The 15,385-nt window shown below is 43.7% G+C and carries 11 protein-coding genes, 2 tRNA genes, 3 rRNA genes and 1 other RNA gene; 15 read left to right on the forward strand and 2 right to left on the reverse strand.

Going from position 1 to position 15,385, the window contains the following annotated elements:
• Positions 1 to 29: 29 nt before the first annotated feature.
• Both QNH20_RS00105 and QNH20_RS00110 read right to left on the reverse strand, forming a co-directional pair.
• Positions 30 to 671: a deoxynucleoside kinase gene (locus QNH20_RS00105; protein WP_283920974.1), complete on the reverse strand. Its 642-nt coding sequence runs from the start codon at positions 669 to 671 to the stop codon at positions 30 to 32.
• Positions 672 to 1,138: 467 nt separating this feature from the next.
• On the reverse strand, positions 1,139 to 2,428 hold the full coding sequence (locus QNH20_RS00110) for a LysM peptidoglycan-binding domain-containing protein (protein WP_283920975.1): 1,290 nt from the start codon (positions 2,426 to 2,428) through the stop codon (positions 1,139 to 1,141).
• Between the two features lie 221 nt (positions 2,429 to 2,649).
• On the opposite strand from QNH20_RS00110, the gene tadA reads away from it, so the two are divergent.
• The 15 genes from tadA to tmk all read left to right on the forward strand — a co-directional run bounded on the left by tadA (position 2,650) and on the right by tmk (position 15,184).
• A complete protein-coding gene (gene tadA / locus QNH20_RS00115) occupies positions 2,650 to 3,168 on the forward strand; it encodes a tRNA adenosine(34) deaminase TadA (RefSeq protein WP_283920976.1) in 519 nt (172 codons plus the stop codon).
• 92 nt (positions 3,169 to 3,260) lie between these two features.
• An RNA gene (gene ffs / locus QNH20_RS00120) (signal recognition particle sRNA large type) lies at positions 3,261 to 3,525 on the forward strand.
• Positions 3,526 to 3,664: 139 nt separating this feature from the next.
• Positions 3,665 to 5,353: a DNA polymerase III subunit gamma/tau gene (dnaX, locus tag QNH20_RS00125; RefSeq protein ID WP_283920977.1), complete on the forward strand. Its 1,689-nt coding sequence runs from the start codon at positions 3,665 to 3,667 to the stop codon at positions 5,351 to 5,353.
• Between the two features lie 108 nt (positions 5,354 to 5,461).
• Positions 5,462 to 5,779 (forward strand): YbaB/EbfC family nucleoid-associated protein, encoded by a 318-nt coding sequence (locus QNH20_RS00130; protein ID WP_283920978.1) that lies wholly within the window; start codon positions 5,462 to 5,464, stop codon positions 5,777 to 5,779.
• A gap of 87 nt (positions 5,780 to 5,866) precedes the next feature.
• Positions 5,867 to 6,463 carry a recombination mediator RecR gene (recR, locus tag QNH20_RS00135; protein ID WP_283920979.1) on the forward strand — a complete coding sequence of 199 codons (597 nt, stop codon included), beginning with the start codon at positions 5,867 to 5,869 and terminating at the stop codon, positions 6,461 to 6,463.
• A gap of 30 nt (positions 6,464 to 6,493) precedes the next feature.
• Positions 6,494 to 6,712, forward strand: a complete 219-nt coding sequence (locus QNH20_RS00140) for a YaaL family protein (protein WP_283920980.1) — start codon at positions 6,494 to 6,496, stop codon at positions 6,710 to 6,712.
• A 90-nt stretch (positions 6,713 to 6,802) separates the two neighbouring features.
• Entirely contained in the window at positions 6,803 to 7,066 is a 264-nt protein-coding gene (locus QNH20_RS00145) for a pro-sigmaK processing inhibitor BofA family protein (protein ID WP_283920981.1), read from the forward strand.
• A 294-nt stretch (positions 7,067 to 7,360) separates the two neighbouring features.
• A 16S ribosomal RNA gene (locus QNH20_RS00150) occupies positions 7,361 to 8,910 on the forward strand.
• 105 nt (positions 8,911 to 9,015) lie between these two features.
• Positions 9,016 to 9,092 (forward strand) — tRNA-Ile (locus QNH20_RS00155).
• Positions 9,093 to 9,103: 11 nt separating this feature from the next.
• Positions 9,104 to 9,179, forward strand: a tRNA-Ala gene (locus tag QNH20_RS00160).
• A 107-nt stretch (positions 9,180 to 9,286) separates the two neighbouring features.
• Positions 9,287 to 12,222, forward strand: a 23S ribosomal RNA gene (locus QNH20_RS00165).
• A 79-nt stretch (positions 12,223 to 12,301) separates the two neighbouring features.
• Positions 12,302 to 12,417 (forward strand): 5S ribosomal RNA (rrf, locus tag QNH20_RS00170).
• The 16S, 23S and 5S rRNA genes sit together here with 2 tRNA genes alongside, the layout of an rRNA operon.
• 200 nt (positions 12,418 to 12,617) lie before the next feature.
• Entirely contained in the window at positions 12,618 to 12,836 is a 219-nt protein-coding gene (locus QNH20_RS00175) for a sigma factor G inhibitor Gin (RefSeq protein WP_283920982.1), read from the forward strand.
• Positions 12,837 to 13,079: 243 nt separating this feature from the next.
• The gene (locus tag QNH20_RS00180; RefSeq protein WP_283920983.1) at positions 13,080 to 14,519 is read left to right on the forward strand and encodes an aminotransferase class I/II-fold pyridoxal phosphate-dependent enzyme; all 1,440 of its coding nucleotides are present in this window, start codon (positions 13,080 to 13,082) and stop codon (positions 14,517 to 14,519) included.
• Positions 14,520 to 14,548: 29 nt separating this feature from the next.
• Positions 14,549 to 15,184, forward strand: a complete 636-nt coding sequence (gene tmk, locus QNH20_RS00185) for a dTMP kinase (protein WP_283920984.1) — start codon at positions 14,549 to 14,551, stop codon at positions 15,182 to 15,184.
• Positions 15,185 to 15,385 lie beyond the last annotated feature (201 nt).

Genomic DNA, 15,385 nt, shown 5'->3' on the forward strand with positions numbered 1-15,385 from the left:
GGGGATGGAACCCTCCACTGATTGAAGTTTCACCTTATTAAGCTGTTTTGTCTTAAACTTACTGTTAATTTCTCAAAAATATGGTTTAAATCCTGTTCGCTTTTTACAAAATCTAACTCATCGCCGCTAAAGCGCAGAACTGGGATTTCTGGATGTTCCTTTTCAAAGGCTGTCATAGTATTTTCATAGTCCATTGAAAGTTGTTCGAGATATAACGGGCTGATATTTTTCTCTATTTCACGCCCTCTTATTTTAATTCGCTTTAAAAGTGTATCTAAGCTGGCATTCAAATAAATAATGACATTGGGCTTTGGCATATCTTCAGTAAGAATTTGATAAATTTTATTATACTTGTTGTATTCAGTATCATTTAAGGACCGTTGTGCAAAAATCAAATTTTTAAAAATATGATAGTCTGCGACAACTGACTTGTTTTTGCTTAAGAAATGGGTATCGATATCCCCTAATTGCTTAAAACGATTACAAAGGAAAAACATCTCTGTTTGGAAACTCCATTCTTCGATATTTTCGTAAAACTTCCCTAAGAATGGATTTTCATCAACAATTTCTTTTAATAAAGCAAAATGAAACTGTTCAGAAATGGCCTTTGCAAGAGATGTTTTTCCAACACCAATTGGCCCTTCAACGGTAATAAAGGGTGTATCCCCCATTATAAAGTCCTCCTTCTCCAACTGCCTGCACCTTCTATAATTAATCAGTTTGAGCTGATAATTTATTCTATTTCTATTATGGTCATTCATTGACACAAAGAATATTTTATCATAATCTCTCCCAGGAATGGATATGGAAAATTTAGAAGATGTGATGTTCTTGTCAAAAATATGAAAAAACTGCCGAATAACGGCAGTTTTTGTCATATAAATTCTTTTTATTTAGCTTTAGTTTATCCATCGAGAACATTAGCGTATCTAGTTGTGGTCAAAACAGTTGCCTCCACCTTTCAATCAATCCGGCAAGAAGATTATAAAGCAACCTTCGTATTAGCTTATCTTATGCTTGGCTATAGAAAAAACTATCTCATTCTGTACCCATTAAGGGAGAATAATCTCAGGCTTCGTTGTGCTTGCCAGTCGATAATTCTCCCTATATCGGGGCTGATCAAGGCGCTTCCGCTTTTTTAGGTTGGTCTTTTTGTTACATTGAAATTGTCCACGATTAATAGCCAGTTCTGCGGGAAGGACAAACCTAGCTTCCAATAGCTCATCCCTCTAAGATTCAGCTCTTTGATTAAGTCAAACTTAGCCTGGATGGAGCGGGCATCCTCGAACCAAACTTCATGCTGCTTGCCATCTTCTGCCGTATATTTGAAGAACGGTGCTTGTGCTTTTGCATCATATTGAATCGGTACATGGTGACTTGCTGCCAGCTGGATGGCCTGTTGGGGGCTTACCGCTTTTGCTACTGACCCTTGAACAAATGGGAGTGTCCAATCATAGCCATAGAGATTTTGTCCCATGAGAATTTTATTCGATGGTAGTTCCGTGATCGCATACTCCAAAACCTTCCTAACCTGATTAATGGGGGAAACCGCCATTGCAGGTCCGCCGCTGTAGCCCCATTCATAGGTCATAATCACGACAAAGTCAGCGATTTTCCCGTGGGCTTTATAATCATGACCTTCATACCATTTTCCCTTTTGCGTTGCACTTGTTTTCGGAGCAAGCGCGGTTGACATCAGCCAACCTTCGTTTTTAAAGCGCTGCTTCGCTTTTCGTAAAAAATTATTATAAGCCTCGCGGTCGACGGGACGTATAAATTCAAAGTCAAAATGGATGTCACGGAATCCGTATTTTTTGGCCGTTTCGACGATATTATTGAGAAATTTATCTTGAATTGCCATATCGTTTAATAAGATTCGTCCGAGTTCATCACTAAATTGATCTTTCTCCTGATTGGTAATGACCATCATAAGGACGTTACGGTTGGCTTTAGCGATCGCAGGGAAGTTATTCAGTAACGGCTCTTTCAAGGTGCCATCACGGCGCGCCTGAAAGCTGAAAGGGGCTAAATACGTTAGATATGGTGCGGCCTCACGGGCACTGCTCTCTAACACTGGGGCGACCGTAGTGCCGCGCGGTTCAACGTAGGCATTGAACTCTGCATTTCTTTTTGGAGCCTGGGGAATATACAGCCGAAACCCGACATTGAGTGGCTGGTTTACGTTAATTCGATTGATTTTAGCAAGCTCCTGATAAGAGACACCAAACTTTCTTGCGATGGAGAATAAAGAATCCCCCGGTTGTACGAAATAAAAATGACCAATAATGGGAATGACAATCGATTGTCCAACAACTAGATTATTTGGATTCGGTAATTCATTTGCCTCGATGATGTCTTTAACGGATGTATGATAAGTCCTTGCGATAGTGGTTAACGATTCATTGACTTTTATCACATGGATTTGCATCCAAAATCCCTCCCCGCAAACATACGCTACCGCTATTTTATGAAGGCAGGGATGGATAAATGATATAATGTTGGTAAATTTCGTGATTACTTGGATGAATGGCCGTTTTTAACATGTGGAAGAAAAAGTAAGAACGGTCACCAATAAGGGTAATAAGCGACCGAAACGAAGAAAAAACAGGAAGAAAGGTCTTCAATAGGGGCTGTAAAGGCGGTTTTAACATGGAACTTAATCATAACCAAGACGTGTATTTTATGAATGAAGCAATAAAGGAAGCGAAGAAGGCCGAGGAATTAAATGAGGTTCCAATCGGAGCGGTGTTGGTACTGGACGGAAATATCGTTTCCCGGGCCCATAATTTACGGGAAAGTGAGCAAAACGCACTCGCTCACGCTGAACTTTTAGCTATCGACCAAGCTTGCCGGGAAACAGGCTCTTGGCGGCTTGAAGAGGCAACCTTGTATGTCACACTAGAGCCATGCCCGATGTGTTCAGGGGCGATTATTTTATCAAGGGTTAAAAGAGTTGTTTACGGGGCCAGTGACCCAAAGGGCGGATGTGCCGGTACACTTATGAATCTGTTACAGGACGTGCGCTTCAATCACCAAAGTGAAGTAACAAAAGGTGTATTAGAATTGCAGTGCGGGCAAATGCTCTCAGACTTTTTTCGAAAAATAAGAGAAAGAAAAAAATTGGAGAAACAACGGAGAACCCAAACACTGCCAGAAAACTTACAATAATTTACAACTGATAAAGATTGCTTTTTTTTTAGAATGGTTGTATATTAGAGAGGCGTCAGATAAAGGCGCGCTAAACTTTGGTATCAACTTTGCCGTGCTAGGTGGGGAGGTAGCGGTGCCCTGTACTCGCAATCCGCTCTAGCGAGACTGAATCCCTTCCTGAGGCTGATGTCCTGTAGGGTCTGCCTTAAGTAAGTGGTGTTGACGCCCTGGTCCTGCGCAATGGGAATCCATGAACCATGTCAGGTCCGGAAGGAAGCAGCATTAAGTGGACGCTCCCATGTGCCGCAGGGTTGCCTGGGCCGAGCTAACTGCTTAAGTAACGCTTATGGGCGTCAGTCGAAGGAAGGTGCACGGCAGTTATATTACATAAATTAACTCATCTCAGAAATTGAGGTGAGTTTTTTTGCGAACTGGGACGAATACACTTTGTAAAAAATAAAATAGATACGTTATAATAGAAAAGATGAAAAATTTTGAAGGGGGCGGTGTCCTTTTGTCTTATCAAGCTTTATACCGTGTTTGGCGGCCTCAAAACTTTATTGATGTAGTAGGACAAGAACATGTGACCAAGACATTGCAAAACGCCCTGCTTCAACAAAAGATCTCACATGCTTATCTTTTTTCCGGACCAAGAGGAACAGGTAAAACAAGTGCGGCTAAAATATTAGCAAAGGCGATCAATTGTGAGCGTGCACCGGTGTCCGAACCGTGCAACGAATGTGCGGCTTGCCGCGGGATTACAAATGGCACTATTCCGGATGTGTTAGAATTTGACGCTGCATCCAACTCTCGAGTGGAAGAAATGAGAGATGTTCTTGATAAAGTCAAATTCGCTCCAACTGCCGTGAACTTCAAAGTCTACATCATTGATGAAGTGCATATGCTATCCATTAGCGCTTTTAATGCCTTGCTAAAAACTTTAGAAGAACCGCCAAAGCATGTCATTTTTATTTTAGCAACAACAGAACCTCATAAAATCCCGTTAACGATTATTTCAAGGTGTCAGCGTTTTGACTTTAGACGCATTACCGCAGGAGCGATTGTGAATCGTATGAAGTTAATCGTAGAAGAAACGGGCGTCGATTGCGATGAGCGTGCACTGCAAATGATTGCCCGTGCCGCGGAAGGTGGTATGCGGGACGCTTTAAGTTTATTAGATCAGGCGATTTCCTACAGTCAGGATCGTGTCACGGTTGAAGATGCCCTAACCGTCACAGGCTCTGTTTCACAAGGATTCCTGAATAAATTAGCGCATGCCTTTCAGGAGGGTGACGTTGCCAGCGGTTTAGAAGCGCTTGACGAACTTTTGTTTCATGGAAAGGACCCAACACGATTCATTGAGGATTTGATTTTATTTTACCGGGATATGCTGCTCTATAAAACAGCCCCAAATCTAGAAGAATCGCTTGAAAGAGTCATGCTTGATGATGAGTTTCGTCAGATGGCTGAAACGATCCCTACGGGACAGATCTATCAGCTTATTGACCTGTTAAACAAGACACAACAAGAAATGCGCTGGACAAATCACCCTAGAATTTTTCTCGAAGTAGCGGTTGTAAAGCTTTGTCAAATGGAAGTAAAACAATCGGATCATACAGAGCCGGCACATATTGACCAATTACTATCAAGAATTGAACAGCTTGAAAATGAACTACAGTACTTAAAGGCACATGGCGTTACAGCATCAGAGCAAGACGTCGCCCCGAAACCGCAAAAACCTGCACAAAAGTCTTCTAAAAAGGCATTTCAGCCGGCGGTTGGAAAAATAAACGAAGTGTTAAAGCAAGCAACAAAGAGTGATTTAAATGTCATTAAAGCAAATTGGGGCGAAATGAGGGAAGGTCTTTTAAAATCGCAAGCCGCCTTGTTAAATGATGCTGAGCCGATTGCAGCTTCAGCTGATGCTTTTATTATTAAATTTAAGCATGAAATGATTTGTCAAATGGCAATGAATCGAAATGATTTTGTTGAAGCCGTGATCGCCGCTTTATATAAATTAACCGGCAAAAGATTTTTAATCCTAGGTGTCCCTGAAGACCAATGGTTACCGATTCGTGAAAGCTTCTTGAACAGTCAGCATGGCGAAGAAGGAGAAATCAGCGGACCCGCTAAGGAAGAAGAACCTCATATTACCGAGGCGAAGAAATTATTTGGCGATGAATTTGTGGAAATAGTCGACTAGAAAAACGGCATCGGCCGTTTAGCGAAGTACACTAATTGCTAGGAGCTAGACAGTTATCAAAGTTAAAGGTTATATTAATTTATCTAAAAAATTGGAGGTAAACGTAATATGCGTGGTGGAATGGGAAATATGCAAAATATGATGAAGCAAATGCAAAAAATGCAAAAGAAAATGGCGGAGGCCCAAGAGGAATTAGGCCAGCAAAAGATTGAGGGAACTGCCGGCGGCGGAATGGTTACGGTGATCGTAACAGGACATAAAGAAGTGGTAGATGTACAAATTAAACCTGAGGCAGTTGATCCAGATGATGTTGAAATGCTTCAAGATCTTGTTCTTGCTGCTACAAATGATGCGCTTAAAAAAGCAGATGAGTTAACAAACAATACAATGGGGCAGTTTACTAAAGGTATGAATTTACCATTTTAAAACAAAGTAGCTGGGGTGCTTAAGAGCTTAAGGTGTTTCATCCTTTGGTGTCAGGCACCCTTGCTTTTCTTAAAGGGGAAAAAAGAAATGCACTATCCTGAACCAATTTCTAAGCTGATTGACAGCTTTATGAAGCTGCCTGGAATCGGTCCTAAAACAGCTTCACGTCTTGCCTTTTATGTATTAAGTATGAAAGAAGACACTGTGCTTGATTTTGCAAAAGCACTTGTGAATGCGAAACGTAATCTTACCTATTGTTCTGTTTGTGGTCATATTACGGATCAAGATCCATGTTATATTTGCGAAGATCAGCGCCGGGATAAGAGCATCATTTGTGTCGTTCAAGATCCAAAAGATGTTATTGCGATGGAAAAAATGAAGGAATTCAATGGATTGTACCATGTGTTACACGGTGCGATTTCCCCAATGGATGGGATTGGGCCTGAGGATATAAATATCCCTGATTTGCTAAAGCGTCTTCAGGATGAAGTCGTCCAGGAAGTGATTCTCGCGACAAACCCTAATATTGAAGGGGAAGCAACGGCAATGTATATTTCCCGTTTGTTAAAGCCATCAGGGATTAAGACAACGAGAATAGCTCATGGGTTGCCGGTTGGCGGAGACCTTGAGTATGCGGACGAGGTAACCTTATCCAAAGCTTTAGAAGGCCGAAGAGAAGTATAAGATTAAAGCGGAATTGTGGAGGAATCAACCATGTTTTTTCGGCGTAAAGGGCGGCTTCGAAAAGAGTATGATGACAAACTGTTAACACAGTTAAATCGATATAAAGTTCATTGGCAGCAAGAAAAACTGCTTTTGGAAAAAAGCTTTGACCCTTCCGAAGAAGTAATTTGCCAAACGAAGATAGCAGAAGCCAAATATATTTTCCTGTTAAAAGAAGCAAAACAACGCAATGTAACCATATTAAGATAAGAACTAAGCTATTTCTTTTCGATAGGTCTATTCTTACCAACTTGTACATATGTTGTAAGTAAAGTGACTATAGAAGGGGGATAGCTTTTTTTGGAACCAATTATTGTTATATCTATTTTAGGCGGACTTATACTATTATTGTTATTCTCTGGAGCTCCGGTTAAGCCTGTCAGTTTTGTAGGCCAAGCAGCCATTAAATTTTTAATTGGCGCACTCTTTTTATTTTTCTTAAATGCGGCTGGGAATCGGTACGGAATCCACGTCCCCATTAATTTTGCGACATCAGCCGTTTCAGGCTTTCTTGGCATTCCGGGTTTATTCGCTTTAGTAGCCATCCAACAATGGGTAATCTAGTTGTACACAAGCCGCTGAAAATCAGCGGTTTTTACATTTTAAAAAAATTATTTAAAATAGGTTGACCAATCATATAGAATGCTGTAATATATTAAAAGTCGTCACCAAGACGATGTGGATTAAATAAAAAAGTTATTGACTTTCAGTTGATAACTTGATATGATAATAAAGTCGCTTTTAGGCGATAGAGACATTTGTTCTTTGAAAACTAAACAAACAAAAACGTCAACAAACAATAACTATTAGTTTCTTATCGAAACTAAGCCAACGTTTTATTTTATGAGCTAATCAACTTTCTTGGAGAGTTTGATCCTGGCTCAGGACGAACGCTGGCGGCGTGCCTAATACATGCAAGTCGAGCGAACCAATAGGAGCTTGCTCCTGTTGGTTAGCGGCGGACGGGTGAGTAACACGTGGGCAACCTGCCTGTAAGACTGGGATAACTTCGGGAAACCGGAGCTAATACCGGATAATCCTTTTCCTTACATGAGGAAAAGCTGAAAGTCGGTTTCGGCTGACACTTACAGATGGGCCCGCGGCGCATTAGCTAGTTGGTGAGGTAACGGCTCACCAAGGCGACGATGCGTAGCCGACCTGAGAGGGTGATCGGCCACACTGGGACTGAGACACGGCCCAGACTCCTACGGGAGGCAGCAGTAGGGAATCTTCCACAATGGACGAAAGTCTGATGGAGCAACGCCGCGTGAGCGATGAAGGCCTTCGGGTCGTAAAGCTCTGTTGTTAGGGAAGAACAAGTACCGGAGTAACTGCCGGTACCTTGACGGTACCTAACCAGAAAGCCACGGCTAACTACGTGCCAGCAGCCGCGGTAATACGTAGGTGGCAAGCGTTGTCCGGAATTATTGGGCGTAAAGCGCGCGCAGGCGGTCCTTTAAGTCTGATGTGAAAGCCCACGGCTCAACCGTGGAGGGTCATTGGAAACTGGGGGACTTGAGTGCAGAAGAGGAAAGCGGAATTCCACGTGTAGCGGTGAAATGCGTAGAGATGTGGAGGAACACCAGTGGCGAAGGCGGCTTTCTGGTCTGTAACTGACGCTGAGGCGCGAAAGCGTGGGGAGCAAACAGGATTAGATACCCTGGTAGTCCACGCCGTAAACGATGAGTGCTAAGTGTTAGAGGGTTTCCGCCCTTTAGTGCTGCAGCTAACGCATTAAGCACTCCGCCTGGGGAGTACGGCCGCAAGGCTGAAACTCAAAGGAATTGACGGGGGCCCGCACAAGCGGTGGAGCATGTGGTTTAATTCGAAGCAACGCGAAGAACCTTACCAGGTCTTGACATCCTCTGACAATCCTAGAGATAGGACGTTCCCCTTCGGGGGACAGAGTGACAGGTGGTGCATGGTTGTCGTCAGCTCGTGTCGTGAGATGTTGGGTTAAGTCCCGCAACGAGCGCAACCCTTGATCTTAGTTGCCAGCATTCAGTTGGGCACTCTAAGGTGACTGCCGGTGACAAACCGGAGGAAGGTGGGGATGACGTCAAATCATCATGCCCCTTATGACCTGGGCTACACACGTGCTACAATGGATGGTACAAAGGGCTGCGAAACCGCAAGGTTAAGCCAATCCCATAAAACCATTCTCAGTTCGGATTGTAGGCTGCAACTCGCCTACATGAAGCCGGAATCGCTAGTAATCGCGGATCAGCATGCCGCGGTGAATACGTTCCCGGGCCTTGTACACACCGCCCGTCACACCACGAGAGTTTGTAACACCCGAAGTCGGTGGGGTAACCGTAAGGAGCCAGCCGCCTAAGGTGGGACAGATGATTGGGGTGAAGTCGTAACAAGGTAGCCGTATCGGAAGGTGCGGCTGGATCACCTCCTTTCTAAGGATACAAGCTGGACGTATGAGCCAGACAAAAATAGTTTGTTTGATTGTTTATTGTTTGTTTAGTTTTGAGAGTGCAAATTCTCATTATATTTCGTTGTGGGGGCCTATAGCTCAGCTGGTTAGAGCGCACGCCTGATAAGCGTGAGGTCGATGGTTCGAGTCCATTTAGGCCCACCATATTCCATAACGGGGCCTTAGCTCAGCTGGGAGAGCGCCTGCTTTGCACGCAGGAGGTCAGCGGTTCGATCCCGCTAGGCTCCACCAAAATTCGTTCTTTGAAAACTAGATAATCGTAAGAAGAAGCAAAGTAAACATCGAGTAATCGCCATTTTAGTTTTCTCTCTATTTTTAATAGAGAAATAAACCTTTTAGGTTAAGTTAGAAAGGGCGCACGGTGAATGCCTTGGCACTAGGAGCCGATGAAGGACGGGACTAACACCGATATGCTTCGGGGAGCTGTAAGTAAGCTTTGATCCGGAGATTTCCGAATGGGGGAACCCACTGTTCGTAATGGAACAGTATCTTTACCTGAATACATAGGGTATTGAAGGCATACCCGGGGAACTGAAACATCTAAGTACCCGGAGGAAGAGAAAGCAAACGCGATTCCCTGAGTAGCGGCGAGCGAAACGGGACATAGCCCAAACCAAGAGGCTTGCCTCTTGGGGTTGTAGGACACTCTACATGGAGTTACAAAGGAACGGGGTAAATGAAGCGACCTGGAAAGGTCCGTCATAGAAGGTAAAAGCCCTGTAGTTGAAACTTCGTTCCCTCCTGAGTGGATCCTGAGTACGGCCGGACACGTGAAATCCGGTCGGAAGCAGGGAGGACCATCTCCCAAGGCTAAATACTCCCTAGTGACCGATAGTGAACCAGTACCGTGAGGGAAAGGTGAAAAGCACCCCGGAAGGGGAGTGAAATAGTTCCTGAAACCGTGTGCCTACAAGTAGTTAGAGCCCGTTTATGGGTGATAGCGTGCCTTTTGTAGAATGAACCGGCGAGTTACGATTACATGCAAGGTTAAGTTGAAGAGACGGAGCCGCAGCGAAAGCGAGTCTGAATAGGGCGAATGAGTATGTGGTCGTAGACCCGAAACCAGGTGATCTACCCATGTCCAGGGTGAAGTCCAGGTAACACTGGATGGAGGCCCGAACCCACGCACGTTGAAAAGTGCGGGGATGAGGTGTGGGTAGCGGAGAAATTCCAATCGAACTTGGAGATAGCTGGTTCTCTCCGAAATAGCTTTAGGGCTAGCCTCACGTAGTTAGAGTCTTGGAGGTAGAGCACTGTTTGGACTAGGGGCCCTCATCGGGTTACCGAATTCAGACAAACTCCGAATGCCAAAGACTTATCCGTGGGAGTCAGACTGCGAGTGATAAGATCCGTAGTCAAAAGGGAAACAGCCCAGACCACCAGCTAAGGTCCCAAAGTATACGTTAAGTGGAAAAGGATGTGGAGTTGCTTAGACAACCAGGATGTTGGCTTAGAAGCAGCCACCATTTAAAGAGTGCGTAATAGCTCACTGGTCGAGTGACTCTGCGCCGAAAATGTACCGGGGCTAAACGTATCACCGAAGCTGTGGATTGACACCGTAGGTGTCAGTGGTAGGAGAGCGTTCTAAGGGCGTTGAAGCTAGACCGTAAGGACTGGTGGAGCGCTTAGAAGTGAGAATGCCGGTATGAGTAGCGAAAGATGAGTGAGAATCTCATCCACCGTATGCCTAAGGTTTCCTGAGGAAGGCTCGTCCGCTCAGGGTTAGTCGGGACCTAAGCCGAGGCCGAAAGGCGTAGGCGATGGACAACAGGTTGATATTCCTGTACCACCTCTTTATCGTTTGAGTGATGGGGGGACGCAGGAGGATAGGGTAAGCGCGCTGTTGGATATGCGCGTCTAAGCAGTTAGGCTGGTAAGTAGGAAAATCCGCTTACCGCAAGGGCTGAGCTGTGACAGCGAGGGAAATATAGTACCGAAGTTCCTGATTCCACACTGCCAAGAAAAGCCTCTAGCGAGATAAAAGGTGCCCGTACCGCAAACCGACACAGGTAGGCGAGGAGAGAATCCTAAGGTGAGCGAGAGAACTCTCGTTAAGGAACTCGGCAAAATGACCCCGTAACTTCGGGAGAAGGGGTGCTCTTTGGGGTTCATAGCCTCGAAGAGCCGCAGTGAATAGGCCCAGGCGACTGTTTAGCAAAAACACAGGTCTCTGCGAAGCCGCAAGGCGAAGTATAGGGGCTGACGCCTGCCCGGTGCTGGAAGGTTAAGAGGAGGGGTTAGCGCAAGCGAAGCTCTGAATCGAAGCCCCAGTAAACGGCGGCCGTAACTATAACGGTCCTAAGGTAGCGAAATTCCTTGTCGGGTAAGTTCCGACCCGCACGAAAGGCGTAACGATCTGGGCACTGTCTCAACGAGAGACTCGGTGAAATTATAGTACCTGTGAAGATGCAGGTTACCCGCGACAGGACGGAAAGACCCCGTGGAGCTTTACTGTAGCCTGATATTGAATTTTGGTACAGCTTGTACAGGATAGGTAGGAGCCGTAGAAACCGGAGCGCTAGCTTCGGTGGAGGCGTCGGTGGGATACTACCCTGGCTGTATTGAAATTCTAACCCGCACCCCTAATCGGGGTGGGAGACAGTGTCAGGTGGGCAGTTTGACTGGGGCGGTCGCCTCCTAAAGAGTAACGGAGGCGCCCAAAGGTTCCCTCAGAATGGTTGGAAATCATTCGTAGAGTGTAAAGGCACAAGGGAGCTTGACTGCGAGACCTACAAGTCGAGCAGGGACGAAAGTCGGGCTTAGTGATCCGGTGGTTCCGCATGGAAGGGCCATCGCTCAACGGATAAAAGCTACCCCGGGGATAACAGGCTTATCTCCCCCAAGAGTCCACATCGACGGGGAGGTTTGGCACCTCGATGTCGGCTCATCGCATCCTGGGGCTGTAGTCGGTCCCAAGGGTTGGGCTGTTCGCCCATTAAAGCGGTACGCGAGCTGGGTTCAGAACGTCGTGAGACAGTTCGGTCCCTATCCGTCGTGGGCGCAGGAAATTTGAGAGGAGCTGTCCTTAGTACGAGAGGACCGGGATGGACGCACCGCTGGTGTACCAGTTGTCTTGCCAAAGGCATCGCTGGGTAGCTATGTGCGGACGGGATAAGTGCTGAAAGCATCTAAGCATGAAGCCCCCCTCAAGATGAGATTTCCCATAGCGTCAAGCTAGTAAGATCCCTGAAAGATGATCAGGTTGATAGGTCAGAGGTGGAAGCATGGCGACATGTGGAGCTGACTGATACTAATCGATCGAGGACTTAACCAAGTTTTAAAGCGAACTCGTTTTTACAACACTTCTTCTGCATTATCTAGTTTTGAGGGAATGAAACCTCAAGCAAAAATAGTCTGGCAATAATGGCGAGAAGGTCACACCCGTTCCCATACCGAACACGGAAGTTAAGCTTCTCAGCGCCGATGGTAGTTGGGACTTTGTCCCTGTGAGAGTAGGACGTTGCCAGGCATATCAAAGGACAACCTGAAAAGGTTGTCCTTTTACTTTTTATCAGTAAAGTGAAAACTTCAAGTAAAAAAGTACGAAGTGTTTATTAAGAAAACATTTATAGACATACACCCAATTGAAGATTACGACATACTATATTAATGGCGAAAGAGAATTCGAAAAATTGTATACAAATTAAAAATTAAGGACAGAATGGGTGTATGGAGGTGGAGGGATTGAGTTCATTTTTAGCACATAAACATTATGTGGAAACGTGCGTTATTTGTGAGAATCTAAAACCAAAAGGCATACATCTATACACTTCTTTTATTTGTACAGAATGTGAAAATGATTTAATTCAAACTGATACAAATGATCCAAAATATAAATATTTTCTAAAACAGCTAAAAAAAATAACAAACCCAGAAATTTTTTCCTAAAAAGTCCTTTGATAGTGTATTAACAGGCAATAGGGACCCCCTCCAAAAATTTAAAGGAACTAAATAGAATAAGCGGGGAGGCAACTGCCCGTAAAAGCCCGATTGGTTTAACTAACAATTAGTGGTGGAAAATAATCCCCACTGATTGAAGTTTCACCCTAAGGGCTTTATTTTTTTACGAAAAATAGGAAAGGCTATCGTTTTTTGTTAAAATAGATAAGACTCTAATAAGGAAGATAAAATATGAACACTCAATGGAAAAAACCTTTATACGAAGCATTAATGAAACATGTAAACAAGGAGCCAATTTCTTTTCATGTCCCTGGACATAAATATGGATTAATTGATCAATCAGATGAAGATCATTTTTTTAATAAACTATTGAAAATTGATGCCACAGAGTTATCGGGTTTAGATGATCTCCATTCGCCTGAAGGGGCGATATTGGAAGCGGAAATGCTTTTAGCTGATTTATATCACACGAAAAAAAGTTTTTTTCTTGTGAATGGTTCAACAGTAGGTAACCTTGCGATGATTATGGCGGCCTGCTCGGAAGGGACACAAGTCCTTGTAGAAAGAAATTGTCATAAGTCTGTGTTAAATGCTCTTAAATTAGCGAAAGCAAGGCCAGTGTTCCTAGAGCCGGAATTTAATCAGGAGTGGAAAATAGCAGCAGGCGTTAGTGTGGAAACGGTAAAACAGGCTATCAACCGATATCCAGACGCAAAAGCCATCATTTTGACTTATCCCAACTATTATGGAATGACCTATGATTTACAAGAAATTATTCATCTGTCTCACCATCATCATATTCCTGTATTGGTTGATGAAGCACATGGACCTCATTTCATCGTAGGGGAACCTTTTCCAGCATCAGCTGTTCAATTAGGTGCAGATATGATCGTTCAATCAGCACACAAGACACTTCCCGCAATGACAATGGGTTCTTTTTTACATGTTAATAGTGACTTGATCAACATGGAGAAGGTAAAGGAATACCTTGAAGTATTCCAATCCAGCAGCCCATCGTACCCAATAATGGCATCACTGGATTTAGCAAGGAATTACTTAGGTACATATGAACAAAAGGATTTATCTTTTTTGCTTACTGAAATTAAGCACTTTAAAGAGGAATTAGCTAAAATTCCAACGATTAAAGTGCTAGATTTTCCACTAAACCATGGTGATTTGCTAAAAATTACTATTCAATCAAGATGTGAGCTAAACGGATTTGAGCTCCAAAAGAGATTAGAAGAGTCAGGGATTTATACAGAACTAGCAGATCCAAATAATGTGTTATTTATTTTGCCATTATTGAAGGATGGGCAGCGTTATCCATTCCAAGAGGCAGCAAAGAAAATACAAAAGGCTCTTTTAGGTTTGTCTTTTTTCGAAGTGAAGGAAGAATTCATAATGGATCGTTACAAGATCTCTGAGCTAGCTATTCCCTATGAAGATATGGTAAGCCTAACCGTGAAAGAGGTAATTATTACTGAAGCAGCGGGATTTACTTGTGCGGAAACGATCATCCCCTATCCACCGGGGGTTCCATTATTATTAAAGGGCGAGAGAATAACAGGGGAAAAACTTAACCGGCTTAATCGACTGTTACAATCCGGGGCAAGGTTTCAAGGTGGCTCCACGATAAAAAAAGGTAGGATAAAGATATTTAGTACAACTTAAGAAACATACATTTTGGAGGGTATATTTTAATGAGCAGCGGAACATTTATTACGTTTGAAGGACCGGATGGAGCGGGCAAGACAACGATTATTAAATTGATAGCCCAAGAGCTTAACAATGTACTTCTTACAAGGGAACCAGGCGGGATTGAAATAGCTGAGCAAATTCGCAGAGTTATTTTAGATAAAGGAAATACGGCAATGGATTCCCGAACTGAAGCACTGCTTTATGCAGCAGCACGGAGACAGCATTTAATTGAAAAGGTAAAGCCGGCATTAGACAAGGGAAGAGTTGTTTTATGTGATCGGTTTGTTGATAGTTCATTGGCATATCAGGGCTATGCACGGGGGTTAGGAATGGACGAGGTGTTTACGATTAATCAATTTGCAATCGAGGACTTCATGCCTGAACTGACAATCTACTTTGATATTGAACCAGAGGTAGGGTTAAAGCGGATTAATAAAAATAAAGGGCGAGAAATTAACCGACTGGATTTAGAGGATCTTGATTTCCACAAAAAAGTAAGAGAGGGATATCACCTATTAATGGAACGTTTTCCACATAGAATTGTGCGGATTGATGCTTCCGGTACAGTGGATGAGGTTTTTCAAAAAACGATGCAGCTTGTAGAAGCAAAATTAGCAGAAAAAAAGCCTTCAATATAAGGCTTTTTTTCGTGGGAAAAGGGCGGAGCGCAGCAATATTATGCTGGTTATCTTGTCTAACTGTGAAAAATACATATACCATTTTGGATTAGTGAAGCTAAGCTCTGCTCACACCGCTTTTTGTTTTTTCTAAAAAAATATTAAATTTATAGCGTGTTCCTTCTACTTGCAAATGTAAGCAGGACAATTACCTGTTATAAT

The sequence above is a fragment of the Neobacillus sp. WH10 genome (assembly GCF_030123405.1).
In the GTDB taxonomy this organism is placed as follows: domain Bacteria; phylum Bacillota; class Bacilli; order Bacillales; family Cytobacillaceae; genus Neobacillus.